The sequence below is a fragment of the Streptomyces sp. NPDC050121 genome, assembly GCF_044460385.1.
In the GTDB taxonomy this organism is placed as follows: domain Bacteria; phylum Actinomycetota; class Actinomycetes; order Streptomycetales; family Streptomycetaceae; genus Streptomyces; species Streptomyces soliscabiei.
This window is the reverse complement of sequence record NZ_JBITJV010000008.1, coordinates 250,365-272,830: the sequence shown is the minus strand read 5'-3', so window position 1 is coordinate 272,830 and position 22,466 is coordinate 250,365. Positions and strand designations below refer to the sequence as shown.

Annotated in this window: 21 protein-coding genes and 2 pseudogenes; 11 read left to right on the top strand and 12 right to left on the bottom strand. The window is 71.6% G+C overall.

The genetic code is table 11. The features are described 5' to 3' along the window. Nucleotides 1–142: 142 nt before the first annotated feature. From ACIBTS_RS15395 to ACIBTS_RS15385, 3 genes and pseudogenes are all read left to right on the top strand, one after another. The gene (locus ACIBTS_RS15395; RefSeq protein ID WP_399319626.1) at nucleotides 143–1,219 is read left to right on the top strand and encodes an acyltransferase family protein; all 1,077 of its coding nucleotides are present in this window, start codon (nucleotides 143–145) and stop codon (nucleotides 1,217–1,219) included. A 115-nt stretch (nucleotides 1,220–1,334) separates the two neighbouring features. Then, on the top strand, nucleotides 1,335–2,246 hold the full coding sequence (gene sigJ / locus ACIBTS_RS15390; protein WP_319670820.1) for an RNA polymerase sigma factor SigJ: 912 nt from the start codon (nucleotides 1,335–1,337) through the stop codon (nucleotides 2,244–2,246). Between the two features lie 17 nt (nucleotides 2,247–2,263). After that, nucleotides 2,264–4,363 (top strand): annotated as a pseudogene (locus ACIBTS_RS15385) (MMPL family transporter); the annotation flags it as partial. A gap of 2 nt (nucleotides 4,364–4,365) precedes the next feature. Here ACIBTS_RS15385 and ACIBTS_RS15380 read toward each other — a convergent pair. Together ACIBTS_RS15380 and ACIBTS_RS15375 are read right to left on the bottom strand one after the other, a co-directional pair. Beyond that, a pseudogene (locus ACIBTS_RS15380) lies at nucleotides 4,366–4,671 on the bottom strand (class I SAM-dependent methyltransferase); the annotation flags it as partial. A gap of 91 nt (nucleotides 4,672–4,762) precedes the next feature. After that, nucleotides 4,763–5,650: a LysR family transcriptional regulator gene (locus ACIBTS_RS15375; protein ID WP_399319625.1), complete on the bottom strand. Its 888-nt coding sequence runs from the start codon at nucleotides 5,648–5,650 to the stop codon at nucleotides 4,763–4,765. Nucleotides 5,651–5,783: 133 nt separating this feature from the next. Between ACIBTS_RS15375 and ACIBTS_RS15370 the strand changes: the two genes are divergently transcribed. After that, nucleotides 5,784–6,704 (top strand): EamA family transporter, encoded by a 921-nt coding sequence (locus tag ACIBTS_RS15370; protein ID WP_399319727.1) that lies wholly within the window; start codon nucleotides 5,784–5,786, stop codon nucleotides 6,702–6,704. Nucleotides 6,705–6,730: 26 nt separating this feature from the next. Beyond that, nucleotides 6,731–7,453, top strand: a complete 723-nt coding sequence (locus ACIBTS_RS15365; protein WP_399319624.1) for an NAD(P)-dependent oxidoreductase — start codon at nucleotides 6,731–6,733, stop codon at nucleotides 7,451–7,453. 113 nt (nucleotides 7,454–7,566) lie between these two features. On the opposite strand, the gene ACIBTS_RS15360 is transcribed toward ACIBTS_RS15365, so the two are convergent. Next, complete coding sequence (locus ACIBTS_RS15360) at nucleotides 7,567–8,631, bottom strand: glycoside hydrolase family 11 protein (RefSeq protein WP_399319623.1); 1,065 nt, start codon at nucleotides 8,629–8,631, stop codon at nucleotides 7,567–7,569. Nucleotides 8,632–8,982: 351 nt separating this feature from the next. On the opposite strand from ACIBTS_RS15360, the gene ACIBTS_RS15355 reads away from it, so the two are divergent. Both ACIBTS_RS15355 and sigJ (ACIBTS_RS15350) read left to right on the top strand, forming a co-directional pair. Next, complete coding sequence (locus tag ACIBTS_RS15355; RefSeq protein ID WP_399319621.1) at nucleotides 8,983–9,657, top strand: TetR/AcrR family transcriptional regulator; 675 nt, start codon at nucleotides 8,983–8,985, stop codon at nucleotides 9,655–9,657. 82 nt (nucleotides 9,658–9,739) lie between these two features. Continuing rightward, nucleotides 9,740–10,675, top strand: coding sequence for an RNA polymerase sigma factor SigJ (sigJ, locus tag ACIBTS_RS15350; protein WP_399319619.1), 936 nt, complete (start codon nucleotides 9,740–9,742; stop codon nucleotides 10,673–10,675). A gap of 179 nt (nucleotides 10,676–10,854) precedes the next feature. On the opposite strand, the gene ACIBTS_RS15345 is transcribed toward sigJ (ACIBTS_RS15350), so the two are convergent. Further along, on the bottom strand, nucleotides 10,855–11,748 hold the full coding sequence (locus ACIBTS_RS15345; RefSeq protein WP_399319617.1) for a phosphorothioated DNA-binding restriction endonuclease: 894 nt from the start codon (nucleotides 11,746–11,748) through the stop codon (nucleotides 10,855–10,857). Between the two features lie 115 nt (nucleotides 11,749–11,863). On the opposite strand from ACIBTS_RS15345, the gene ACIBTS_RS15340 reads away from it, so the two are divergent. Next, nucleotides 11,864–12,319: a VOC family protein gene (locus ACIBTS_RS15340; RefSeq protein ID WP_399319615.1), complete on the top strand. Its 456-nt coding sequence runs from the start codon at nucleotides 11,864–11,866 to the stop codon at nucleotides 12,317–12,319. Between the two features lie 84 nt (nucleotides 12,320–12,403). After that, nucleotides 12,404–12,922 carry a hypothetical protein gene (locus tag ACIBTS_RS15335; protein ID WP_399319613.1) on the top strand — a complete coding sequence of 173 codons (519 nt, stop codon included), beginning with the start codon at nucleotides 12,404–12,406 and terminating at the stop codon, nucleotides 12,920–12,922. Between the two features lie 182 nt (nucleotides 12,923–13,104). Here ACIBTS_RS15335 and ACIBTS_RS15330 read toward each other — a convergent pair whose 3' ends face one another. Continuing rightward, complete coding sequence (locus ACIBTS_RS15330) at nucleotides 13,105–14,145, bottom strand: LLM class flavin-dependent oxidoreductase (RefSeq protein ID WP_399319611.1); 1,041 nt, start codon at nucleotides 14,143–14,145, stop codon at nucleotides 13,105–13,107. Nucleotides 14,146–14,254: 109 nt separating this feature from the next. After that, the gene (locus ACIBTS_RS15325) at nucleotides 14,255–15,460 is read right to left on the bottom strand and encodes a right-handed parallel beta-helix repeat-containing protein (protein WP_399319609.1); all 1,206 of its coding nucleotides are present in this window, start codon (nucleotides 15,458–15,460) and stop codon (nucleotides 14,255–14,257) included. A gap of 117 nt (nucleotides 15,461–15,577) precedes the next feature. On the opposite strand from ACIBTS_RS15325, the gene ACIBTS_RS15320 reads away from it, so the two are divergent. Then, nucleotides 15,578–16,069 (top strand): hypothetical protein, encoded by a 492-nt coding sequence (locus ACIBTS_RS15320; protein ID WP_079665235.1) that lies wholly within the window; start codon nucleotides 15,578–15,580, stop codon nucleotides 16,067–16,069. Nucleotides 16,070–16,075: 6 nt separating this feature from the next. Here ACIBTS_RS15320 and ACIBTS_RS15315 read toward each other — a convergent pair whose 3' ends face one another. The 5 genes from ACIBTS_RS15315 to egtA all read right to left on the bottom strand — a co-directional run bounded on the left by ACIBTS_RS15315 (nucleotide 16,076) and on the right by egtA (nucleotide 20,804). After that, a complete protein-coding gene (locus tag ACIBTS_RS15315) occupies nucleotides 16,076–16,291 on the bottom strand; it encodes a dodecin (protein ID WP_079663938.1) in 216 nt (71 codons plus the stop codon). Between the two features lie 82 nt (nucleotides 16,292–16,373). Next, nucleotides 16,374–17,336, bottom strand: a complete 963-nt coding sequence (egtD, locus tag ACIBTS_RS15310) for an L-histidine N(alpha)-methyltransferase (protein WP_399319606.1) — start codon at nucleotides 17,334–17,336, stop codon at nucleotides 16,374–16,376. Continuing rightward, the gene (gene egtC, locus ACIBTS_RS15305; RefSeq protein WP_399319605.1) at nucleotides 17,333–18,124 is read right to left on the bottom strand and encodes an ergothioneine biosynthesis protein EgtC; all 792 of its coding nucleotides are present in this window, start codon (nucleotides 18,122–18,124) and stop codon (nucleotides 17,333–17,335) included. The genes egtD and egtC overlap by 4 nt, the downstream gene beginning before the upstream one ends. Beyond that, nucleotides 18,124–19,497: an ergothioneine biosynthesis protein EgtB gene (gene egtB, locus ACIBTS_RS15300; RefSeq protein WP_399319603.1), complete on the bottom strand. Its 1,374-nt coding sequence runs from the start codon at nucleotides 19,495–19,497 to the stop codon at nucleotides 18,124–18,126. The genes egtC and egtB overlap by 1 nt, the downstream gene beginning before the upstream one ends. Next, nucleotides 19,494–20,804, bottom strand: coding sequence for an ergothioneine biosynthesis glutamate--cysteine ligase EgtA (gene egtA / locus ACIBTS_RS15295; RefSeq protein ID WP_399319602.1), 1,311 nt, complete (start codon nucleotides 20,802–20,804; stop codon nucleotides 19,494–19,496). The genes egtB and egtA overlap by 4 nt, the downstream gene beginning before the upstream one ends. Nucleotides 20,805–21,144: 340 nt before the next feature. On the opposite strand from egtA, the gene ACIBTS_RS15290 reads away from it, so the two are divergent. Further along, complete coding sequence (locus ACIBTS_RS15290; RefSeq protein ID WP_399319600.1) at nucleotides 21,145–21,999, top strand: TIGR02452 family protein; 855 nt, start codon at nucleotides 21,145–21,147, stop codon at nucleotides 21,997–21,999. Here the strand turns inward: ACIBTS_RS15290 and ACIBTS_RS15285 are convergent. Continuing rightward, entirely contained in the window at nucleotides 21,984–22,436 is a 453-nt protein-coding gene (locus ACIBTS_RS15285) for a type II toxin-antitoxin system PemK/MazF family toxin (protein ID WP_399319599.1), read from the bottom strand. The two genes, ACIBTS_RS15290 and ACIBTS_RS15285, sit on opposite strands and share 16 nt — an antisense overlap. Nucleotides 22,437–22,466: the final 30 nt, after the last annotated feature.

The following is a 22,466-nucleotide window of genomic DNA, read 5'->3' as shown; positions in this document are numbered from 1 at the left end:
GCCGCCCTCCGGATGCGCAGGGCGCTGGACGCCGAGCGGCTGCTGCGCGAACTGCTGGGACGTCAGGAGTGACGGGAGGTTTGCCCGGCCGTACGGCGGTTAGCAGCGCCGGGACAGGTGTCACGGCTGCACGCAGGAAGGCATGGGCATCGGGCAGGTCACCCAGAAGGACGTCGCGCAGAAGGACGTCCCGCAGACGGACGTCGCGCGCAGGGACGCGTTCTTCGACAACGCCAAGTACCTGGCGATCGTCCTGGTCGCCGTCGGGCATGCCTGGGAGCCGTTGCGCGAGGGCAGTCGTACGGTCACCGCGCTGTACACGCTCGTCTACGCCGTCCACATGCCCGCGTTCATCGTCGTCTCCGGCTATTTCTCGCGCGGGTTCGACGGCGGTCCGCAGCGCGTCCGGCGGCTGATCACCGGCGTGGCCGTGCCGTACGTGGTCTTCGAGGTGGCGTACACCCTGTTCACGCGATGGACGGACGACGCCCCGGACCGTGACGTCAGCCTGCTGGACCCGCTCTACCTGACCTGGTTCCTGGCCGCCCTGTTCATCTGGCGGCTGACCGCGCCGGTCTGGCGGCTCGTCCGGTGGCCGCTGCCACTCGCGCTGGCCGTAGCGACGCTCGCGACCCTCTCCTCCGCCATCGGAAAGGACCTCGCCCTGCAGCGGGTCCTGCAGTTCCTGCCCTACTTCGTCCTCGGGCTGCTGCTGCGGCCGGAGCACCTCCTGCTGGTGCGCCGTCGCGCGGTGCGGCTCGTGGCGGCGCCGGTCCTCGTGGGCGCCCTCGCGGTGGCGTACTGGGCGGTCCCCCGTATGGACTACGCCTGGTTCTTCCACGACGACAGCGCCGAACAACTCGGCGCGCCCGCCTGGTACGGCCTGTTCACGACGCCGGCCACGTTCGGCTGCTCCGTCGTCCTGGTGGCCTGCTTCCTGGCCTGCGTACCGGGACGGCGCACCTGGTTCACCGCACTCGGCGCGGGCACCCTCTACGGCTACCTCCTGCACGGCTTCGTCCAGCAGAGCGCCGGCCCCGCCCACTGGTACGCCCCCGCCTGGATCCACCGGCCCCTCGGCGCGGTCGCGGTCACCCTCGCCGCAGCCCTGACCGTGACCCTGCTGTGCACACCGCCCGTCCGGCGGGTCTTCCGGTGTGTGATGGAGCCGAAGGCGGAGTGGGCGTTCAGGAGGCAGGCCCCGGCGGGAGAGACGTAGATCACATTCTCCGGGTGGATGTCACACTCCGGGGGCCGGGATCCCTCTCAGTGCGGACTGCATCAGCGATGGAATGCGTCCGCGACGGACCGCATCCGTGACGGGAGGCCCAGCGATGTCCCACTCTCCGCCAGATCCGCAGGCGGCTTTCGACGACCACCGTGAGCTGCTCTTCTCCATCGTCTACAACATGCTCGGCAGCGTCGCCGACACCGAGGACGTGCTGCAGGAGACATGGCTGGCGTGGGCGGCCAGGAACCGGGAGCCGGGCGCCGAGCCGATCGAGCACCCGCGCGCCTACCTGGTGCGGATCGCGGTGAACCGGGCCCTCGCCCACCGGGCCGCCGTCAGCCGCCGCCGTGAGACCTACGTCGGGCCGTGGCTGCCCGAGCCGCTCGTCGGCCCCCTCACGGACACTCCCGTCGGCGACGACGCGGCCGACGCGGCGGTGCACGCCGAGTCGGTGTCGATGGCGCTGCTGGTCGTCCTGGAGACGCTCACACCGCTGGAACGCGGGGTGTTCGTCCTGCACGAGGTCTTCGGCTACGCCCACACCGAGATCGCGGACATCCTCGGCCGCAGCCCCTCGGCGATCCGTCAGCTCGCCCACCGCGCCCGCGAGCACGTCCAGGCCCGGCGCCCCCGCTACGAGCCCGCCCCGCACGTCCGGCAGCAGGTGACCGAACGGTTCCTGGCCGCCGCGCTCGGCGGCGACCTGGACGCCCTCCTGCGGATCCTCGCGCCGGACGTGACCCTGTGGAGCGACGGCGGAGGCCGCACCCGGACGGCGAGCCTGCGTCCGGTCCACGGCCGGGACAAGGTCGCCCGCCTGTTCGCCGCGCTCGCCCCTCGCTCCGGCCAGGGCCTCGACGTCGTCTACCGCAGGGTCAACGGCGACCCGTCGGCACTGCTGTTCGCCGGCGACACCCCCTACGCCGTCATGGTCCTCGACCTCACACCGGACGGCGATCAGGTGTGCGGGATCTACACCGTCGCCAACCCCGACAAGCTCGCTCACGTCAACTGAACACCGGGGGGATCCACATGATGCGGACAATGGCGTCCCTGCCCAGCGGCAGAGTGACGAAGTGGGTCGTCCTCGCCCTGTGGGCGGCCCTGCTGGTCCCGGCCGTCCTGCTGGCGGGCCGGCTCGGCGACGTCGAGGAGAACGACAACTCCGCCTGGCTGCCCGGCAACGCCGAGTCGACCGAGGTCGTCGAGCGGGCCGAGAGGTTCCGGCCCGACGACACCGTCCCCGCGATCGTGATCTACGACCGGCCCGGGGGCGTCACCCCGGCCGACCTGAGCAAGGCGCGGGCCGACGCCGAAGCCTTCAAGGGCGTCGAGAACGTCGTGGGGCGGCCGCAGGGCCCGATGACGTCGCAGGACGGCGAGGCCGTCCAGACCGTGGTCCAGGTGCACAAGGACAGGACGGGCTGGGAAGGGATCGGCAAGGTCGTCGACGCGCTCACCGAGGTCGGCGAGAAGAACGCCGACGGCCTCGGGTTCCACGTCACCGGACCGGCCGGTCACGCCTCCGACTCGATCAAGGCCTTCAGCTCGGGAGGCAGCCTGACGGCGATCACCGCGTCCGTGGTGGTCGTCATCCTGCTGCTCACCTACCGCAGCCCGGTGCTGCCCCTGCTGCCGCTGCTGACCGTGGGCGGCGCTCTGGTCACCTCGGAGGCGGTGATCTACCTGCTGGCGAAGAACGCCGGACTCACCGTCAACAAACAGACCGGCTTCATCCTGACCGTGCTGGTGTTCGGCGCCGCCACCGACTACGCCCTGCTGCTCACCTCGCGCTACCGGGAGGAACTACGGCGGCACGACGACCGGCACGAGGCGATGGCGCAGGCCCTGTACCGCTCCGGCCCGGCGATCCTCGCCAGCGCCGCGACCGTCGCGGTGAGCCTGACGCTGCTGATGCTGGCCACCCTGAACTCCACCCAGGGACTAGGTCCGGCCTGCGCCGTCGGCATCCTCGTCGGGCTGCTCGCCATGGTCACCCTGATGCCCGCCCTGCTGGTCATCTGCGGCCGCTGGATCTTCTGGCCCGTGAAGCCGGCCCAAGGGGCGGCCGGCGAGGGCGCGGACAGTGAGGGCGCGGACGGCGCTGACGGCGCGGACGGCGGTGTCTGGACCCGGGTCGGCACCGCCGTCTCCGGTCGGCCCCGACTCGTGTGGATCGGCACCGCGCTCGCCCTGGGCGTCATGGCGGTCGGGGTGTTCGGGCTGAAGGCCGACGGGCTCTCCAGCAAGGATCAGTTCACCGGCACACCACAGACGGCCGTCGGCGAGGAGATCCAGGCCAGGCACTTCCCGGCAGGGTCGGGCGACCCCGTCTACGTCGTGGCCAGGGCCGCGTCCGCGGAGCAGGCCGAGCGGGTGCGGGCCGCCCTCGCCGACGTCCCGGGAGTCGCCGCCGTCTCGACGCCGACGCTCAAGGACGGCGACGCCCTCATGCTGGGGGAGCTCGCGGACGATCCCAGCAGCACGGCCGCGATGCGCACCGTCGAGCAGGCCAGAACCGCCGTCCACGCGGTCGAGGGCGCGGACGCGCAGGTCGGCGGCACCACGGCGGTCGCGCTCGACACACAGAAAGCGGCCGCCCGGGACTCCGAGGTGATCATCCCCATCGTGCTGCTCGTGGTGTTCCTGGTCCTGGCGCTGCTGCTGCGGGCGCTCGTCGCACCGCTGCTGCTCATGGCGACAGTGGTGCTGTCGTTCGGCGCGGCCCTCGGCGTCAGCAGCCTGGTGTTCGACCACGTGTTCGGCTTCGCCGGGGCGGAAGCGTCGTTCCCGCTCCTGACGTTCGTGTTCCTGGTCGCCCTCGGCATCGACTACAACATCTTCCTCGTCACCCGGGTCCGCGAAGAGGCACTGCTGCACGGCACCCGGCGCGGCGCGCTGACCGGCCTGTCCGCGACCGGAGGCGTCATCACCTCGGCGGGGCTGGTCCTGGCCGGCACCTTCGCGGCGATGGCCTCACTCCCGCTGGTGTTCGCGGCCGAACTCGGCTTCGCGGTCGCGTTCGGCGTCCTGCTGGACACCTTGATCGTCCGCTCGGTCCTGGTCACCGCGCTCACCCTGGACGTGGGCCGCTGGATGTGGTGGCCCAGCAGTCTGTTCCGCCGGCACGACGACTACGCGACGGAGCGCGCCACGAGCAATGGCTGGAAAAAGCCCGTCTCCGACGGCGCCCGCCACTCGGGAGCCACGAATGCGGCCTCGGCCACAAGCCCGGCCAGCCGGTCCCGGCCGAGCGCCCAGTAGCTGGTCCGGCGGACCCGGACGCGCCAGTCCCCGTCCGCCGGCAACAGCTGGAAGTGCTCCAGGTCGTAGTGCTCGCCGTCCTCGTGCCAGTGCCACAGCTGGAAGGTGACGGTCCGTTCCTTTTCGTCGGGGCTTCGGTGGACCTGCGGTGGCGTGGCAGCGGGGCGGTCGCGCAGATCGGGCCGCGGTCGACGACGGCCTGTCGACGGCGGTCCGTCCACGACGGTCCGATGTCTACGACGGTCCGATGTCTACGACGTCCGATGGCTACGGTGCTCTGACGCCGAGGACGTCGAGCATCGCGCGGGTGGCCGGGCTGGGGTTGAACCGGCTCCACGCCAGGTACTCGACGCGATGCGGCCCGTCGGTCACCGGGACCAGCGCCAGCTCGGGGTCGTCGGCCGCCAGCGGCCGGATGAACGCCGACGGCAGCAGCGCGATGCCGAGCCCGCGCGCGACCAGCCGGGTGATCAGCTCGACGACGCCGGCCTCGTACGCGACGTCCCGGACCAGGCCCGCGGCGGCGAACGCCTGGTCGGACTGGGCCCGGGCCGGAGTCCCGCCCACGAAGTCCACGAACGTCTCCTCAGCGGTGTCCCGCAGCGCGACCCGGACCGCGCCCGCCAGCCGATGCCCGGCCGGCACCACCAGAACGTGCTCGTCGTGATCGAGGACGACGGTCTCCACCCCGGGCGGCCGCCCGCCCTCCGGCAGGCCGAGGAAGGCGAGGTCCAGATCGCCGCTGCGGATCGCCGCCGCCAACTCGTCGCTGCGACCGGAACGCAGCACCACCCGGACGTCCGGGTGCTGGGCGCGATATCGCTGCAGCAGCTCGGGGACGTCGACGGCGGCCGTCGTCACGATCACGCCGACGGCGAGCCGGCCCCGCACCACGCCGGTCGCGGCGGCGGCGTCGGCGACCGCGCGGTCGGCGGCGGCCAGACACTCCCGTGCGCCGACGAGGAACGCCGTTCCGGCGCTGGTCAGCTCGACGCGCCGGCTGGAGCGGGCGAACAGCCTCACCCCCAACTCCCGTTCCAGGTCGGCGATCCGATGACTGAGCGACGACTGCACCACCGAGCAGCGCTCCGCGGCGCGGGTGAAGTTGCTGGTCTCGGCCACGGCGACGACGTACCGCATCTGTTGAAGGTCCACGCGATCAATCGTTGTCGTTCATGGCTGCCATGACAAGCATGCTTTGGATTCATGGCCGCGACTGCCGAGACTTCAGCACATGCAGAACATGCAGAACACGCAGCACATGCAGAACACGCAGCACATGCAGAAGATGCAGACCCTGACTCCGACCGGGAGTTCACCGCTGCGGGCCGCGTCCGGCCGGCGGGCGACGACCGTCGCGCTGACCGCACTCGCCCCCGCCTCCTGGGGCACCACGTACGCCGTGACCACCGAACTGCTGCCGGCCGGGCACCCGTTGTTCTCCGGGCTGATGCGCGCCCTGCCCGCCGGGCTGCTCGCCCTGGCGATCACCCGCGTCCTCCCGCGCGGGGACTGGTGGTGGAAGGCCGCCGTCCTCGGCGTGCTCAACATCGGTGCCCTGTACCCCCTGTTGTTCCTGGCGGCCGAACGACTCCCCGGCGGAGTCGCCGCCACCCTCGGCGCGGCCCAGCCGCTGCTGGTCGCCGGGCTGGCCGTCGCGGCGCTCCACGACCGGCCGACGGTCTGGCGGCTCACCTGGGGTGTGATCGGCGTGGCCGGCGTCGGACTCGTGGTGCTCGGGCCTCAGGCCCGGCTGGACGCCGTGGGGGTGCTCGCCGGCCTCGGCGGTACGGCGGCCATGGCCGCCGGCATCGTCCTCCTCAAACGCTGGGGGCGTCCCGCGGGGGTCGGACCCCTGACCCTGGCCGGCTGGCAACTGGCATCCGGCGGGCTGCTGTTGCTTCCGCTGACCTTCGCGATCGAGGGGGCGCCGCCGCGGCTCGACGCCGGAGCGGTCGGCGGCTACCTGTGGCTCGGCACCGTGGGAGGGCTGATCGCGCACACCCTGTGGTCCCGGGGGATCGCCACGCTGCCGGTCGGCGCGTCCGCACCGCTGGTGCTGCTGTCGCCGCTGGTCGCCACGGTCGTGGGCATCGCGCTGGGCGAGTCGCTGAGCCTGCCGCAGAGCGTCGGTTTCGTCCTCGCCCTGGCCGCGTTGCTCGCGGCACAGCTCAACGCCCCGAACCTGAGAGGAACACGGAACCGATGAGGACAGGTACAGGTACAGGTACAGGGATGACGATCGCCGTGCTCGGCGCCACCGGGATGGTCGGCAGCCGGGTGATCGCCGAGGCCCGCGCACGCGGACATCGGGTGCCGGCCCTGTCCCGGAAGCCGGCGAGTGAGGATCCGGGCGTGACGCCGGTCGCGGTCGACGCCCGCGACCCCCGCGCCGTACGCGGGGCGTTGTCGCGCCTTGCGGTGCATGCGGTGGAGAGAGGGGAGGCGGTGGATGCCGTGGTGTTGACCGTGCGGACGGAACCGGTCGACCAGGAGTTCCTGGTCGGCGTCACCCGTACCGTCCTGGACAGTGCGGCACAGCTCGGGACGCGCGTCCTCGTGGTCGGCGGCGCCGGCGCGTTGCGCAGCCCCGACGACCCCGATCTCCTGGTCGCCGACAACCCCGCGTACGTGTCCGCCGAGTCGAAGGCCGTGGCCGCCGCCGGAATCGCTCAGCTGCGGACCTGCCAGGCCCACCCCGACGCCGACTGGGTCTACCTCAGCCCGCCGGCCCTGCTCGAACCCGGTGAACGCACCGGCCGCTACCTGCGCGGCACGGACACCCTGCTCACGGCCGCCGACGGCCGCTCGTGGATCAGCGCCGAGGACCTGGCCGTCGCCGTCCTCGACGAACTGGAGACGCCCGCGCCCGGCCCCGACCGCCACATCACGGTCGTCCACGCAGATCCCGGGGCGCCGCGGCCTCGAACGCCCGGCATCTCGGCGGCCACCCGCTGACCGGCTCCGCCCACGCGAACGGCCCCGGACGAGGAGTCCGAGGCCGACAGATCAGCGGCTCGACTCAAGACAGCGGCTCGACTCAAGACAGCGGCTCAGCTCGAGACAGTGCTTCAGCTCGCGGTGCAGGAGACGGTGGGCCAGGTCCAGTTGCCGTTGGGCTGGATGGTGACGCCCCAGTTGTTGCCGTTGCCGTTGGGTTTGGCGGTGAGGACTTGGGTGTTGGGGTAGGCGGCGGTGATGTTCCAGGTGGAGAGGACTTTCGCGGGGGAGGGGATGTTCATGGTGACGGTCCAGTTGCTGGAGCCGGTGACGGCGACGTTGAGGTTGTAGCGGTCGCCCCACTGCTGTCCCGCGGAAAGGGCCGCCGAACAACTGCTGCCGCCCCCGCCCCCACCTCCGCCGCCCCCTGAACCGGTCCCACCGACGGTGATGTTGGAGTTGCCGCTGCTCTGGTAGCCCTCCGTCGCCATGATCATGTAGTAGTTGAAGCTGCCCAGGGGCATCCCGGCCCGTGCCCACGCGTCGAAGTGGTTGCCGGTGGTGATGGTTCCGCCGGTCCTCTTCGACTGCCGGACACTCCAGTACTGGTCGAAGGTGCGATTGCCCTCGACGGACGGGGCGTTGTACCGCGTCGTCTTGTAGATGTCGTACGTGCCGCCGTCGCTGGTGACGGTGCCCTTGTACGTTCCCGTGGGCCGGTAGGTGCCCCAGTTGTCGACGATGTAGTACTCGACGAGAGGGTTCGCCGTCCACCCGTAGAGAGCCAGGTAGGCGTTGCCGGACGGGTTGAAGGTGCCCGAGTAGGTCACACTCCTGCGCCCGCCGTTGCTCCAGCCCTTGCCTGCGACGAAGTTCCCGGTGTTCCTCCAGGAGGTGCTGTAGTTGCCGCCGGAGGCCAGGTTCATGGAGACAGTGCCCGGCGAGTCCGTCCAGAACGAGTAGTAGTAGCCGCTGTCGGTGCCGGTCTGGTTCGTGGTGATGACCGTGTCGGCGTGGGCCGTGCCGGGCAGGGCCATCGCGGCCACGGCGACCAGCACGGTGGCGCAGACACCGCTGATGAACAGCCTGAAGCGGTTGAGCGGCCCGAAACGGGGGTGACCGCGGTTCGTCGGGTGTGCGGGTGCGGGTGCGGGTGCGGGTGCGGGTGCGGGTGCGGGTGCGGGTGCGTCGTTCATTTGCGTGCTTCCTCCTCGTCCTCGTGGGGCCGATGGGAGCCAACAGGCGCGACGGCACACAGTTTTGATATGGCCCTGCCAGCTGTCAATGCTTTCGGCGATGATCCCGAAACATTCACTCATTAAGTGATCGGCTTGGGTATGTGTATTGCCTGGTAGACGGGCCTAGGAGGGAGCAGGATTTGGAATTGATCGCCAACATCGCCGATATTGAGATCGCCTATGAGGCTTCCCCGCTCCGAATGTTTCGAAGAGTTTCCGATCGTATCGAATGAGAATGGCGTGCCGGCTGTACTGCCATCCCTGAAGAGAGAAAATGGATAGGATGCTCCGATTGCTGGAATGGTCGGTATGACCCCAGGCGCCCAGCCCTCCGACGACCCCGCCGCCCAGCCGCTGCGCAGCGACGCCGAGCGCAACCGGGGCCGGATCATCACCGCCGCGCGCACCGTGTTCGCGCGCGAGGGACTGAACGCCTCCATGGCCTCCGTCGCCCGCGAGGCGGGAGTGGGGATCGCCACCATGTTCCGCCGCTTCCCCACGAAGGAGGAACTGGTCGCCGCCGTCTTCGCCGACCGCATGGACGCCTACGCCGACCTGGTCGCCACCGCCCTCGAGGACCCCGACCCCTGGCACGGGTTCACCGGCTGCATCGAGACCGCCTGCGCGATGCAGGCCGCCGACAACGGCTTCGCCGACGTCCTGACCATGACCTTCCCCACCGCCAAGGCCATGGAGCGGCGCCGCGACGAGGCGTACGAGGGCATGGTGCGGCTCATCGGCCGCGCCAAGGCGACAGGCCGCCTGCGCGAGGACTTCGACCCCTCGGACCTGGTCCTGATCCACATGGCCAACCTCGGCGTCGTCTACGCCTGCCGCGACGCCGCTCCCGACGCCTGGCGCCGCGTCGTCGCCCTCCTGATCCAGTCCTTCGAGGCGCCGGCCCGCGGCCCCCTCCCCGCCTCCCCCGAACACGACGCCCTCTGCAAGGCCATGCTCCGGTCCAGTGCGACGAACGGAGTGTGAGGCGGCGTCCCGACCTCACACTTCGGTGCGCTGTTTCGTCGGACCGGTGAGGCCACATGCGACCGAGGGAGCCGTCCACACCATGACCACCCCATCAGGGCCAGCAGCCAGTCCGTCCGACCCGGGCCTGAGCATGCTCGAGAACGAGCGTCATCAGCTGATCAGTCTCGCGTACCGGCTCCTCGGCTCGGTGGCCGAAGCCGAGGACGTCGTCCAGGAGACCTACGCACGCTGGTACGCCATGACCCCACGACAGCGGGAGGACATCGCGTCCCCGGGCGGTTGGCTGACGACCGTCGCCAGTCGAATCTGCCTCGACCTGCTCGGCTCGGCACGGGCCAGGCGCGAGCGCTACGTCGGCGAATGGATCCCGGAACCGCTGCCCGACGGTACGGAGTGGATCAGTGGGCGGTGGGGCGGCGCCACCGTCGACCCGGCCGACCGGGTCACCCTCGACGAGTCGATCAACATGGCCTTCCTCGTCGTGCTCGACTCGATGACCCCGGCCGAGCGCGTGGCGTTCGTCCTGCACGACGTCTTCCGCTACTCCTTCGCCGAAGTGGCCGAGATCGTCGGCCGTACCCCGGCGGCATGCCGTCAACTCGCCGCGTCGGCCCGCCGCCGCCTTCACGCGGCGCAGCCCCACCCGACCCCGACGGCCCGACGCGCCGACATCGTCAGAGCCTTCAAGCAGGCATGGGAGGCCCAGGACATCGACGCCCTCATCGGCCTGCTGGCACCCGACGCCACGGCGACCGGCGACGGCGGCGGACTCGTCCCCGCCTCCCTCCGCCCGGTGGAGGGAGCCGAACAGATCGCACGCTTCCTCGCCGAACGCTCCCAAGCCGTCCCCGGCGTGACGATCCTGGAGACCACGGTCAACGGCCAGCCCGGTCTGACGGCCCAACTGGACGGCAACACCATGTCGGTCCTGGCGTTCGGCATTGCGGACAACCGGATCACACACATCTGGGCCGTACTGAACCCTGACAAACTCCGCCCTTGGACACGGACCTGACACCCACTCCGGGTGCGGTCGGACATCTGCGGCTTCTCCAGGCGCCTGTTGGGCCTGACCCACGGGCGAGCCTGTTGGGCCTGGGCCTGACCCACGGGTGACCGCCGGCGTCAACCGCCACGCTCAGCCACAGCCGTGGGCGTCCGACCGCGCCCCTGACGCCGGTGCCGACCAGGTGATCAGACAGCGGTGGCCGGGCGTGGACTGCCGTGGAAGACCTGGCTGGTGTGCCAGTCGCGGTGGGCGGCCGCGACCGGGCGGGCACCCGGCTGGGGGCCGACGAGCGGACGGCCGGCGAGCGCTATGACGTGCTCGCGGGCAGCGGAGCTGTGGCCCACGAAACGTTGCGACACCAGGATGCGGTGCCCGTCGCCGACACCGAGGACGCCCTTGTCGAAGAGCCTGTGGTGCAGTGAGCACAGGCACAGCCCGTTCTCGACGGCGTCGGGCCCGTCGAACGCCCACCAACGCACGTGCGCCGCCTCCAGCCCCACGGGCACCGCGCCGATCCTGCCGTCGTAACCGCAGAAGGCGCACCGGTACTCGTAGGCGGTCAGCACCAGTTCCCGCATCCGCCGGTCTCGCTGTCGTCTCACGGCCGAGAGCTGCTCGGTCTCCGTCGGCTCCAGCTCCAGGCCGGCGGCTTCGCACAGTTCGCTGTGAAGCGAGGGCGGGAAGTGCAGATCGAGCAACAGCCGCGCGATCCTGCCGAGGAGCGACGGGTCGCGTCGCAACGCTGCCCGCAGATCCGACGCGAGCTGCCCGGTGGCACGCGTTTCCCGAAGATCCCGCACCCCGGTCCCGGGACTGCCCGGCCCGCGATCAGTACGCACTTCCCAGACACCGTCGCTGACCAGGTGGTGGAACGGATAGGCGGGCGTCGTCCTGTTCGGCGGCCCGTACTCGGTCAACAGCCGCTGCAGGTCCTCTTCCACCGCGCTGTAGCGCAGCCCGCCGTCGGCATCCTCCTGGAACCGGCCGAGGGCATACAGGAGCAGTAACGGCTTGTGCGGAGCACGTGTCCCGCTCCTCGTCCACTGCCTCAGCTTCGCGGTGCGCTCGAGCCACTCCATGGCCCGTGATCGTAGTGACGTTCTGCCAGCTGACCCCGAGCCGACCACCTCAACCTCTCCAAGGGCCTGTTGCGAAGGTGGATCTTCTGTCAGACCTGCCTGGGATGCTCTGAGCATGGAGATGACAGTGCAGCTGACGATCGACTGCTCCGAGCCGCAGGGAATGGTGACCTTCTGGGCCGAGGCCCTTGGCTACGTGCCTGAGCCTCCGCCGAGCGGGCACGCCACCTGGCGTGCCTACTGGGCGGCCATGGGGGTGCCCGAGGCAGAGCTGCCGGCCGGTGCCGGGGACATTCCGGAGTCGATCATCGATCCCGCGGGACGTGGACCGAGGGTGTGGTTCCAGGAGGTTCCGGAGCCGAAGATCGCCAAGAACCGGTGGCACTTCGACCTGAAGGTCGGTGGGGGCCGTGACGTCCCACTGGACGTCCGCATACAGCGGGTCAACGCTACGGTGGAACGGCTGGTCAAAGCTGGTGCCACCGTGCTGCGAATCAAGGACGAGCCGAACATGGGGCTCTACGCCGCCGCCATGCAGGACCCCGAGGGCAACGAATTCGACGTCGTCTGAGGCCCGTTGATGTCACTTCTGAAACGACTGCGTGGCGCGCTCCCTGTGGAGCGGTGGGAGGCCACCGGCTTCCCCGGACGTTGAGTGGGCGGCACCGCCATGGTGCTCGGCCCACTCCTGATGCGGACCGGCGCGTTGTTGCGGGCCCGCTTCCATTTCTTCTACCCCGATCAACTCGTCGCGTACGAGCGGCACCCCACCCTGATGGCCACCGCATACGGTCTCTTTGCCGCGGGCAACCTGCTCCTCTGGCCCGCCGTGGCCGTGGTGGCTGCAAGGATCGGCACCCGCAGCGCCGGTTGGGGGCTGTGGGGCGGGGCCCTGGGGATGTTCGGACTGTTCGCCCGTGCCTTCCACGCGGGGGTGGACCATCTGGCCTTGTCACTGGTGCGTTCCCAAGGGGTCGGACCCGCCACCGAAGCGGTCTCCGCCGGCTACGGCGCCTTCCACGTCTTCGCCACGCTGAACCTCGCCATCCTCGCCGGGTGGATCGTCCTTGCCCTCGGTGCCTGGCGCACCCGGGTCCTCGGCCCGGTCTGCGCCGCCGCACTCGGCCTCACCTCGGCACTGCCCCTTAACGGCAGCCACCGCACCAGTCCCTGACGCTACTAGGGCGTGTTTCGAAAGTAGCGTCGTCCGCCCGGAGGGCGGGGCCCGCGGCGTCTGGTGCGGTGCATCGCAAGGCGGAGGGTCGTCCGCGTACTGGGCGTACGCGGACGATCCCGACAACGCGGCGAGGCGCCGTGCCAGGCGTCGCGGGCCAGACGGGACTTTCGAAACGCGCCCTAGGACCTGTCCGGGGACAGCGGCGGTCGGCTGCCGCTCCGCTCGCTGTGCACGATGGCGGCCAGCCGGCGGTAGGAGTCCAGGAGCGCCGCACGGTCGTACGTGCTCGTCGTGACCAGGACCTCCTGCGCTCCCGTCTCCTTCAGCACCGTCTCCAGTTCGTGGGCGACCTGCTCCTCGGCGCCCGCGAGGTGACCGGTCAGGCCGGACTCGTAGAAGCCGCGCTCCTTCGCGGTCATCGTGCGGGCCTCGGCCTCCTCCGCGGGCGGCAGCGGGGGGAAGGCTCCCCGGGTGCGCGAGTGCGCCATCGACCAGGCCTCCGGGATCAGCAGCCGCCGGGCCGCCTCGGGGGTCGCGGCCACGGCGATCGTCCCGGAGATGACGACATGGGGTTCCGCCGCCCAGGCGGAGGGCCGGAAACGGGTGCGGTAGTGATCGATGCCCCGCCGCATCTTCTCCCTGTCGCGCAGATCGCCGATGACCATCGGCAGCCCCGCGCGGGCGGCGATCTCCGCGCCCTCACCCATCGCCAGTACGAACGGCGGCACGGTCAGGCCCTGAGCCGGGTACGCGTGCACCCGGGTCGGGGAGGCGCCCCGGAACCAGCCGAGCAGTTCCTCCAGCTGGGCCGCGAAGTCGTCGGCGTCGTCCTTGTCCCGGCCGAGCGCCCGGCGCACCCCGTCGGTGAAGCCCACCGAGCGGCCCAGGCCCATGTCGATCCGGCCGGGGAAGAGCGATTCCAGCACGCCGAACTGCTCGGCCACGACCAGCGGCCGATGGTTGGGCAGCATCACCCCTCCGGTCCCCACGCGAATCGTGCGCGTCGCCCCGGCCACGGCGGCCGCGAGCACGGTGGGCGCCGAACCCGCCACACCGGGCACGCCATGGTGCTCGGAGACCCAGAACCGGTGGTAGCCGAGGCGCTCGGCCTCCTGCGCCAGCGCCACGCTGTCCCGCAGCGCCTGGGCGGCGGTGTGCCCCTCGCGGACGCGGGAGCGGTCGAGGACGGAGAAGCGGGCCGAGGCGATCACGGAACTCATACCGGGTTCAACGCCTGGTGGCCCGCAGGATTCCTCGACGGGCGCAGCGCCACCAGTGCCACCCGGTGTACGGCATCGCGGTCAGGCCTCGGGGCGCGGCGGTGCCGGGTCAGAACCGTGCCCCGACGGCCGCCCCGTTGCGCGGGACCAGGAACGACGGGGCGGACGGCAGCGTGCCGTCGGCCGCGCGGGCGCCGGTGAGCGGCCCGGCGTCCGTGCTCAGCACCGAGGACGCGTTCCATGTGCCGCCCAGATCCCAGGAGTTGCCGCTGGAGACGGTCGCCGAACCCAGCGCCGAGGCGCGCGCGTCGGCCACCGCGAGGTTGCCCGTGAGGCGGGCCTTGCCGCCGGAGGTGTCGAAGTCGAAGCCCGTGCCCGCGGCCGCGTAGGACGTGTTCCTGGTCAGGGCGAGGGCGCCCGGGTTGCCGTTGTCCGTGAAGCCGTGCGCCGCGTTCTTGAAGGCGACCGAGCCCTGCACGGTGTGCGCCACCGCCGGCGCCGGACTGCCCCCGCCCAGCTTGAACCCGTTGCCGTCACCGGCGAAGTCCGGGAAGTTCCAGCGGTTGAAACCGTTCCCGTACGCGACCGTGTTCTCGATCCTTATCGGCGAGGTGAACTTCCAGGCGTCGAAACCGTCGTCGACGTTGTTCCACAGGCGGGCGCCGCGCACCACGTTTCCCGTGCCGCTGCCCTCCTTGACGGCCAGCCCGTCCGCGCTCTCGCCGTTCTTGCGCGGATCCCGGTTGGCGTAACTGTCCAAATCGAGGATCTGGTTGTTCGCGGAGGCGCCCTGGAGCTGGAACCCCGACTCGTAGTTGTCGTGGGTGGAGAGCCGGGAGAAGACGTTTCCGTTGCAGCCGTCGCAGTACACGCCGTACGGGCCGTTCACGATCTCCAGGTCCGAGATCCGCCAGTACGCGGCCTCCTGGTGGATCGCCCCGCGCTCCGCGCGCGGGATGCTGCCGCCGACCGGGGTGTGGCTCGCGGGCAGCTGTTCGCCGTCGATGCGGACCCGCTCACCGCCGTAGGCGCCCAGGGTGATGGGCTGCGCGGCGGTGCCCGAGGTGGTGATCGTGATGTTGTCGGTGAGGGTGTAGGTGCCGCCGCGCACGGCGATGACGTCGCCGGGCGCGGCCAGGTCCACCGCCCGCTGGACGGTGCGCAGCGGCCTCGCGAGCGTGCCGGGCGCCGCATCGTTTCCGTTCGTCGCCACGACCAGGGTCCTGGGCGCGGCGGACGCCTCGCCCGCCGGGCCCGCCACCGTCACCAGTGCCGCACTCAACACCGCTGCCGTCCAGATCGACGCGTTGCGCATGGGCTCTCCCGCCTCCGCCAGTCCACTGTGCCTGCTTGCCGTCGTTGCTGCCGCAGGGCAGTGGGCGCCGGGGGAGGGAAGGTTGCCGGGGTCGGCGATCTGTTTAGGGTGAGCTTCGTGACCGACAGCAGCAAGAGGCCCCTCGCCGTGTTCGACCTGGACAACACCCTCGCCGACACGGCCCACCGACAGCGGTTCCTGGAGCGCGCGCCGCGCGACTGGACCGCGTTCTTCGCGGCCGCGCCGCAGGACCCGCCGATCCCGGAGGGCATCGCGCTGGCGCTGGCCCACGCCGAGGAGTGCGAGGTCGTCTACCTCACCGGCCGTCCCGAGCGCTGCCGTCGGGACACGCTGGAGTGGCTCGCCGCGCAGGGCCTGCCGGAGGGGCGCGTCCACATGCGGCGCAACGACGACCGCAGGCCCGCCCGGCGCACCAAGTTGGAGATCCTCAAGCGGCTCGCCGGCACCCGGGAGATCCGGGTGCTGGTCGACGACGACGAGTTGGTCTGCGCGGACGCCGAACGGGCCGGATTCACCGTCGTACGGGCGCGCTGGACCGCCCCTTCCGCCGCGCTGGAGACCGCGCAGGAGCGGGAGGGGCGGACCTGAGAGCCGTCAGTCGGACTCCTCCAGCCGGAAACCGACCTTCAGGCCCACCTGCCAGTGCTGGATCTGCCCGTCCTCGATCTGGCCGCGCACCTGGGTCACCTCGAACCAGTCCAGGTTGCGCAGGGTCTGCGAGGCACGGCTGATCCCGTTGCGGACCGCCTGGTCGACGCTGTCGGGCGACGTGCCGACGATCTCCGTGACCCGGTAGGTGTGGTTCGACATGCGGGTGCTCCTCTCCGCCGTGACGGCTGTGCCACGCGTCACTCCACCGTGCCTCAGTCTGCCGTGGAGCGCGAGCCGTCCGTCACCGCACCGTGCTCAGCGACAGGGCGAAGCGGCCCTGGGCGTCGGTCCACCAGTGGGTCAGCTCCAGTCCGGCGGCGGACAGTTCCGCGCGTACGCCCTCCTCCCGGAACTTCGCCGACACCTCGGTGCGCAGCTCCTCGCCGACCGCGAAGTCGACGGCGAGGTCGAGCGCGGGCACCTTCACGGTCTGCGCCGTACGGGAGCGCAGCCGCATCTCGATCCACTCGTGCTCCGGGTCCCAGAGCGCGACGTGGTCGAACGTGCCGGGGTCGAAGTCGGCGCCCAGTTCACGGTTGACGACGGCCAGGACGTTCTTGTCGAACGCGGCCGTCACCCCGGCCGCGTCGTCGTACGCCCGCACCAGCACACCCTCGTCCTTGACGAGGTCCGTGCCGAGCAGCAACGCGTCGCCGGGCGCGAGCAGCGCGCGCACCGAGGCGAGGAACACCGCGCGCTCGGCCGGCAACAGGTTGCCGATCGTGCCGCCGAGGAAGGCGACCAGGCGCGGGCCCGGGGTGTCCGGCAGGGCCAACCACGCGGTGAAGTCGGCGATCAGGGCGTGCACGGTCAGCCGTGGTTGTTCGGCGATCAGGGCCTGCCCGGCCTGGGTGAGGGCGCTCTCGCTGACGTCGACGGGCACATAGGTGTCCAGTTCCGTCAGCGCGTCGATCAGGTAGCGGGTCTTCTCCGAGGAGCCCGAGCCGAGCTCGACGAGGGTGCGGGCGCGGGCCGCCGCCGCGATCTCGCCGGCCCGGGCCACGAGGATCTCGCGCTCGGCGCGGGTCGGGTAGTACTCGGGCAGTTCGGTGATCCGCTCGAACAGCTCGCTGCCGTGGGCGTCGTAGAACCACTTGGGCGGCAGAGTCTTGGGGGTGGCGGTCAGGCCGCGCCGGACGTCGGCGCGCAGGGCGGCGTCCGTGGCGTCCTCGGGGAGGGTGCGGGTGATCTGGAACGGGCTCACGTGCCGGTCTCCTTGCGGGGTGCGGATGCCACGTCCGGGCTCGGGTCCTTGAGCGGGGTGAGCAGGACGTCGGCGCGGCTCGCCGCGAGCAGGGTGCGGTCGGGGACCTCCTGCCAGCGCGGATCGTCGTCGTAGGGTTCGGAGGCCACGACCGTGCCCCGGCCGGGCTCCGCCAGATACCAGAGGGTGTCGCCCCAGGCGGTCGCCGTGATGGTCTCGCCGTTGGTGAGGAGCAGGTTGAGCCGGGAGCCGGGGGCCGCCGCGGCGACCTCGACCACCGTGTCCGTCAGCGCCTGACTCTCCGTGTCCCCGCCGCGCAGCCGGGCCAGGACCAGCGCCCACACGAACGCCGAGTCGTTGCGGGCCTCCATCGACAGCAGCTCGGCGCCGGGCAGGGAGCCGGTGAGCGGCTCCAGCGAGCGCGGCCAGCCCGCCACCGCCCCGTTGTGGCTGAACAGCCAGCTCCCGGCCGCGTACGGCGCCGCCGCGGCCTCCGCGTCGGCCCCGGCCAGCGTCGCGTCGCGGACGGCGGCCAGCAGTGCCCGGCTGCGCACGACCCGGGCGAGGTCGGCGAAGGACAGGTCGGCCCAGATGGGCCCGGCCCGGCGGTAACGCGCCGGCACCGGATCCCCCTCGGCGTACCAACCCACCCCGAAACCATCGGCGTTGACCGTGCCGTACCGCTGTCGGCGTGGTGCCCACGACTGGCGGTACAGGCCGTGCGGCGGCTCCACGAGGAGCCGGCCGAGTGGCTCCTCGCGGCCCAGATAGGCGAGGTGACGGCACATCAGGCGGCACCGGCCGAGCGGGCGGTGCGGAACCCGGAGAAGATCTGCCGCCTGATCGGGTAGTCCCAGTTGCGGAACGTGCCCCGGCAGGCCACCGGGTCCACCGCGAACGAACCGCCGCGCAGCACCTTGTACTCGGGGCCGAAGAACACCTCCGAGTACTCCTTGTACGGGAACATCCGGAAACCGGGGTACGGGAGGAAGTCGCCGGCCGTCCACTCCCATACGTCGCCGATCAACTGCCTTACCCCGAGCGGGGATTCACCGGCCGGGTAGCTGCCGGCCGGGGCCGGGCGCAGATGGCGCTGGCCCAGGTTGGCGTGCTCGGGGCCGGGATCGGCGTCGCCCCACGGGTAGCGCATCGAGCCGCCGGTCACCGGGTCGAAGCGGGCCGCCTTCTCCCACTCGGGCTCGGTGGGCAGCCGGCGTCCGGCCCAGCGGGCGTAGGCGTCGGCCTCGTACCAGCACACGTGCACCACCGGCTCGTCGGGCGGGACCACCTCGGTGACCCCGAAGCGGCGGCGCAGCCACTGCCCGCCGTCGCGCCGCCAGAACAGCGGGGCGTGGATGCCGTGCCCGCGGATGTGCGCCCAGCCCTCCTTCGTCCACCAGCGCTCCTCGTCGTAGCCGCCGTCCTCGATGAACGCCTGGTACGCGGCGTTCGTCACCGGGGTGGTGTCGATGTGGAAGGCTGCCACCTCCCGCTGGTGTGCGGGCCGTTCGTTGTCCAGCGCCCACGGTTCGCCGGACGTGCCCATCGTGAACGGGCCGCCGGGGACGAGGACTTCGGACGGGCCGGTGAACAACGGCACCGGGTCGGGGTCGGGTGCGGTCAGGGCCTGCGGGCCGGTGCGGAGCTGATGGGTGATCAGCATCGTCTCGTCGTGCTGCTGTTCGTGCTGGGCGATCATCCCGAAGGCGAAGCCGGCCTCCGTCAGCCGGGTGCCCTGGAAGTCGGCCGACTCCAGCACGTCCATCACCCGGCCGCGCACCTCCGCCGCGTACCGGCGGGCCTCGGCGGGCGGCAGCAGCGGCAGCGAGGGCCGTTCGGCGCGCGAGTGCTCGAAGGCGTCGTACAGGCCGTCGATCTCGGGGCGCATCGCCTCGTGGCCGGCCACCGCGCGCAGCAGCCACAGCTCCTCCTGGTTGCCGATGTGCGCGAGGTCCCACACCAGCGGGGACATCAGCGGGGAGTGCTGGGCGGTGAGGTCCGGCTCCTCCACGCAGCTCGTCAGCAGCGTGGTGCGCTCGCGGGCCGTGGTGAGCGAGGCGAGCACGCGGGCGCGGAGGGTCTCCGCGTCCGGGGCGGCCGCAGCGTCCCCGGCCGGCTCGGTGGCCGGCGCGGGCTCGGTGTCCAGTGCGGGCTCGGTCATGTGCGGAGGTCCTTCCCGTACGCGCGGGTGTCCGTGCCGCGCAGGCGGTCGAGCTGGTCGTCGGCGGGGGTGCGGCCCTTGAGGACGTAGCGGTCGAAGTAGTCCCTCACCGCGTCCATGACGCCGTCGTCGGCGCCGAGACGGGGCAGGGCCCGCAGCGCCGTGGTGAAGCAGGTGACGGCGGCCTCGTGCAGCTCGGGGTCGGTCAGCCCGTAGCGGGCCGCGTCGATCCACAGCGGATTGTGCGGGGCCGGCAGCGGCTGGGCGCGCTCGGCCAGCGGCTTCATGGTGCGGTAGGCGTTCTCGGCCGCCTCCGGGTCGTCGAACAGCGCCGCCGTCACGGCGAGCGGGACGATCCAGCCGTCGTCGCCGGGCTGCGCGTCGATCATGCGCAGTTCCAGGTGGCCGCGCGGTCTGACCGGCGGGAACAGGGTGGTGAGGTGGTAGTCGAGATCCTCCCGGGTCGGCTCTCCCGCCCGGGTCCACTCCCGGAACGTGAGCCGCTCGGGCACCTCCCACGGCCCGCTGTCGCGCCGGACGCACATCACCGGCGCGTCCAGCACATGCCGGGCCCAGGCGGCGCGTGGATCGCCGTCCAGGACGGGTCCGCCCGCCCGCCCGGCACCGATCTCCATCCACAGCAACTGCCGGGTGGAACGCCAGCCGGTGGGGTTGCCGTCGAGCAGCGGGGAGTTGGCGAAGGCCGCCACCAGCACCGCGCCGAGCATGTGCGACAGCCACCAGCGCCGTCCGTGCCCCAGCGGGCCGGGCTCCTCGTACCCGGCGTCCAGGCAGACCTGCACGGAGGCCGAGGCACACATCATGGCGCGGCCGGCCGGGCCCGTGCGGTCGAGGCAGGCCTCCATGGCGTCGTAGCGGGGCTCGTGCAGGAACCGGCGGGGTGGGCGCCAGGGGTCCGTGCCGTTGCCGGAGAGGGCGAGTCCGTGCTCGGCCAGGGCCGCGCGGACGGCGGCGAGGTCGGCGGAGACGGTGCCCACGCACTCCATCAGGGAGGCGGCGGGCGGGGAGCTCAGTTCCAGCTGGCCGCCTGGTTCGACGGTGAGCGGCGAGCTCAGCGGCACGGTGCGCAGTGCGGCGTAAGCGGTTTCGAGTCGTTCGGTTGTGACGGGGAGCTGCGGCGAGCGCAGCTCGTGGACGAGCCATTCCACCTCGACCCCGACGGTGCGGGGCGGGCCGGTCTTGAAGCAGATGCCCCTGACCAGGGCCTCCACCTCGGCTTCGGTGAGGGCGGTGCGGCGCTCGGTACCTCCGGTGCTGTCGGTACAGTCGCTGACCGAATCGGACATGTCGGGATCCTCCTGAGATTCCACCATGCCACCGGTCCGGCCTCGGTGTGGCTGGACCGGCATAGCTCGTCCCACCCAAGTCCCTCGAAACGAATCGCACAAGGGTGCACAACGGCACTTTTGGGACCGGGAATGCTGGATTCCCTGCTCATTCCATGCCGATTTCGAGCTGTTTCCTATGTGTTTTCGGCGTGTCGGCACGGCGTTACCCGGCCCTGGAAACCCTGTTGCACCAGGTGTCCAGGATCGCTCACGATGCGTGCATGAGCACGGCGGGGGAGGCGGGCGGGGCGCGAGTGACCGCGCGGCACGCGACCATGGAGTCCACGGGGGTGGCGCCATGAGCGCGCGACTGCGCGGTATCGCCCGCGAGACGCAGGGGATCGTCGCCGCGGGCGGCTACCGCGCGTCCGACGGCCGCGAGGTGCCCCTCGCGGCGGCGATCGAGGCGGCTCGGGCGGCAACGCGGACGGCGGGACCGGAGCCGGTCGCCGTGCCCGAGCCGGTGGCTCCGGTCGCGGACACGCTGATCGAGGTCACGGGCGAGAGCAGCTTGGAGGCCGCCCGCCGGCTCGCCGACACCGGCCCGGTCGCGGCCTTGAACTTCGCCTCCGCCCGCAACCCCGGCGGCGGCTATCTCAACGGCGCCCAGGCGCAGGAGGAGGCCCTGTGCCGGGCCTCCGCGCTGTACACCTGCCTGCTCGCGGCCCGGGAGTTCTACGACCACCACCGCGCCCACCGCGACCCGTTCTACTCGGATCGCGTCATCCACTCACCGGCCGTGCCCGTCTTCCGTGACGACCGGGGCCGACTGCTGGACGAGCCGTACCCCGTCGGCTTTCTGACGGCCGCCGCGCCCAACGCGGGCGTGGTGCTGCGGACGGCGCCGGAGCGTGCGTCCGAGCTGCCGCGCGCGCTGGTTGTCCGTGCCGAGCGCGTCCTGGAGACGGCCGCCGCGCACGGCTATCGGCGCCTGGTGCTGGGCGCGTGGGGCTGCGGGGTGTTCCGCAACGACCCCGCGCAGGTGGCGGGGGCGTTCCGGGCCCTGCTCGCCCCCGACGGGCGGTTCGGGCAGACGTTCGACCATGTGGTGTTCGGAGTGCTCGACCGGACGCCGGGCGGCGCGGTGCGGGGCGCCTTCGAAAAGACGTTCGCCCCGCTTCAGGGTCTGACGGGCTCTCAGGTCCAGCCGTAGCGCTCATGCAGTCGCTGTCGGACCAGGTTGAACCGCATCCGGTCCAGCGCGCAGGCCTCGCGGCGCATGCCGTCCTCGTGGAGCCGCAGGATGCGGTCGACGTCCACCCAGGAGTCCCGTCCGGTCCGGTCCCACGGCCCAGTCCCGATCGCCACCCAGTCCCGGTCACTGTCATGCCGCTTGCTGGAGAGCTGTACGGCGAGGAAGGTGCCGCCCGCCTCCCGGGCGACGACGAGCACCGGGCGGTCCTTGCCCCGGCCGTCGTTCTCCTCGAAGGGCACCCAGGTCCACACGATCTCGCCGGGATCGGGGTCGCCGTCGTGCGCGGGGGAGTACTCCGTGCGCACCCGGCCGGTCTCGTGGGGATCGGCCTCGGTCGTGGCGGAGGGGCCGAAGCGGCCCGGGACGTCTGCATCTGCATCGGTAAACGCGGTCACGGGGGCACCTTAGAGGCTGCCCCCGTGACC

Excerpts from the sequence above, each read along its gene's own strand:
- ACIBTS_RS15395 (WP_399319626.1), top strand. The coding sequence starts at position 143 with ATGGGCATCGGGCAGGTCACCCAGAAGGACGTCGCGCAGAAGGACGTC.
- sigJ (WP_319670820.1), top strand. The coding sequence starts at position 1,335 with ATGTCCCACTCTCCGCCAGATCCGCAGGCGGCTTTCGACGACCACCGT.
- ACIBTS_RS15370 (WP_399319727.1), top strand. The coding sequence starts at position 5,784 with ATGCAGACCCTGACTCCGACCGGGAGTTCACCGCTGCGGGCCGCGTCC.
- ACIBTS_RS15365 (WP_399319624.1), top strand. The coding sequence starts at position 6,731 with ATGACGATCGCCGTGCTCGGCGCCACCGGGATGGTCGGCAGCCGGGTG.
- ACIBTS_RS15360 (WP_399319623.1), bottom strand. The coding sequence starts at position 8,631 with ATGAACGACGCACCCGCACCCGCACCCGCACCCGCACCCGCACCCGCA.
- ACIBTS_RS15355 (WP_399319621.1), top strand. The coding sequence starts at position 8,983 with ATGACCCCAGGCGCCCAGCCCTCCGACGACCCCGCCGCCCAGCCGCTG.
- sigJ (WP_399319619.1), top strand. The coding sequence starts at position 9,740 with ATGACCACCCCATCAGGGCCAGCAGCCAGTCCGTCCGACCCGGGCCTG.
- ACIBTS_RS15345 (WP_399319617.1), bottom strand. The coding sequence starts at position 11,748 with ATGGAGTGGCTCGAGCGCACCGCGAAGCTGAGGCAGTGGACGAGGAGC.
- ACIBTS_RS15340 (WP_399319615.1), top strand. The coding sequence starts at position 11,864 with ATGGAGATGACAGTGCAGCTGACGATCGACTGCTCCGAGCCGCAGGGA.
- ACIBTS_RS15330 (WP_399319611.1), bottom strand. The coding sequence starts at position 14,145 with ATGAGTTCCGTGATCGCCTCGGCCCGCTTCTCCGTCCTCGACCGCTCC.
- ACIBTS_RS15325 (WP_399319609.1), bottom strand. The coding sequence starts at position 15,460 with ATGCGCAACGCGTCGATCTGGACGGCAGCGGTGTTGAGTGCGGCACTG.
- ACIBTS_RS15315 (WP_079663938.1), bottom strand. The coding sequence starts at position 16,291 with ATGTCGAACCACACCTACCGGGTCACGGAGATCGTCGGCACGTCGCCC.
- egtC (WP_399319605.1), bottom strand. The coding sequence starts at position 18,124 with ATGTGCCGTCACCTCGCCTATCTGGGCCGCGAGGAGCCACTCGGCCGG.
- egtB (WP_399319603.1), bottom strand. The coding sequence starts at position 19,497 with ATGACCGAGCCCGCACTGGACACCGAGCCCGCGCCGGCCACCGAGCCG.
- egtA (WP_399319602.1), bottom strand. The coding sequence starts at position 20,804 with ATGTCCGATTCGGTCAGCGACTGTACCGACAGCACCGGAGGTACCGAG.
- ACIBTS_RS15290 (WP_399319600.1), top strand. The coding sequence starts at position 21,145 with ATGAGCGCGCGACTGCGCGGTATCGCCCGCGAGACGCAGGGGATCGTC.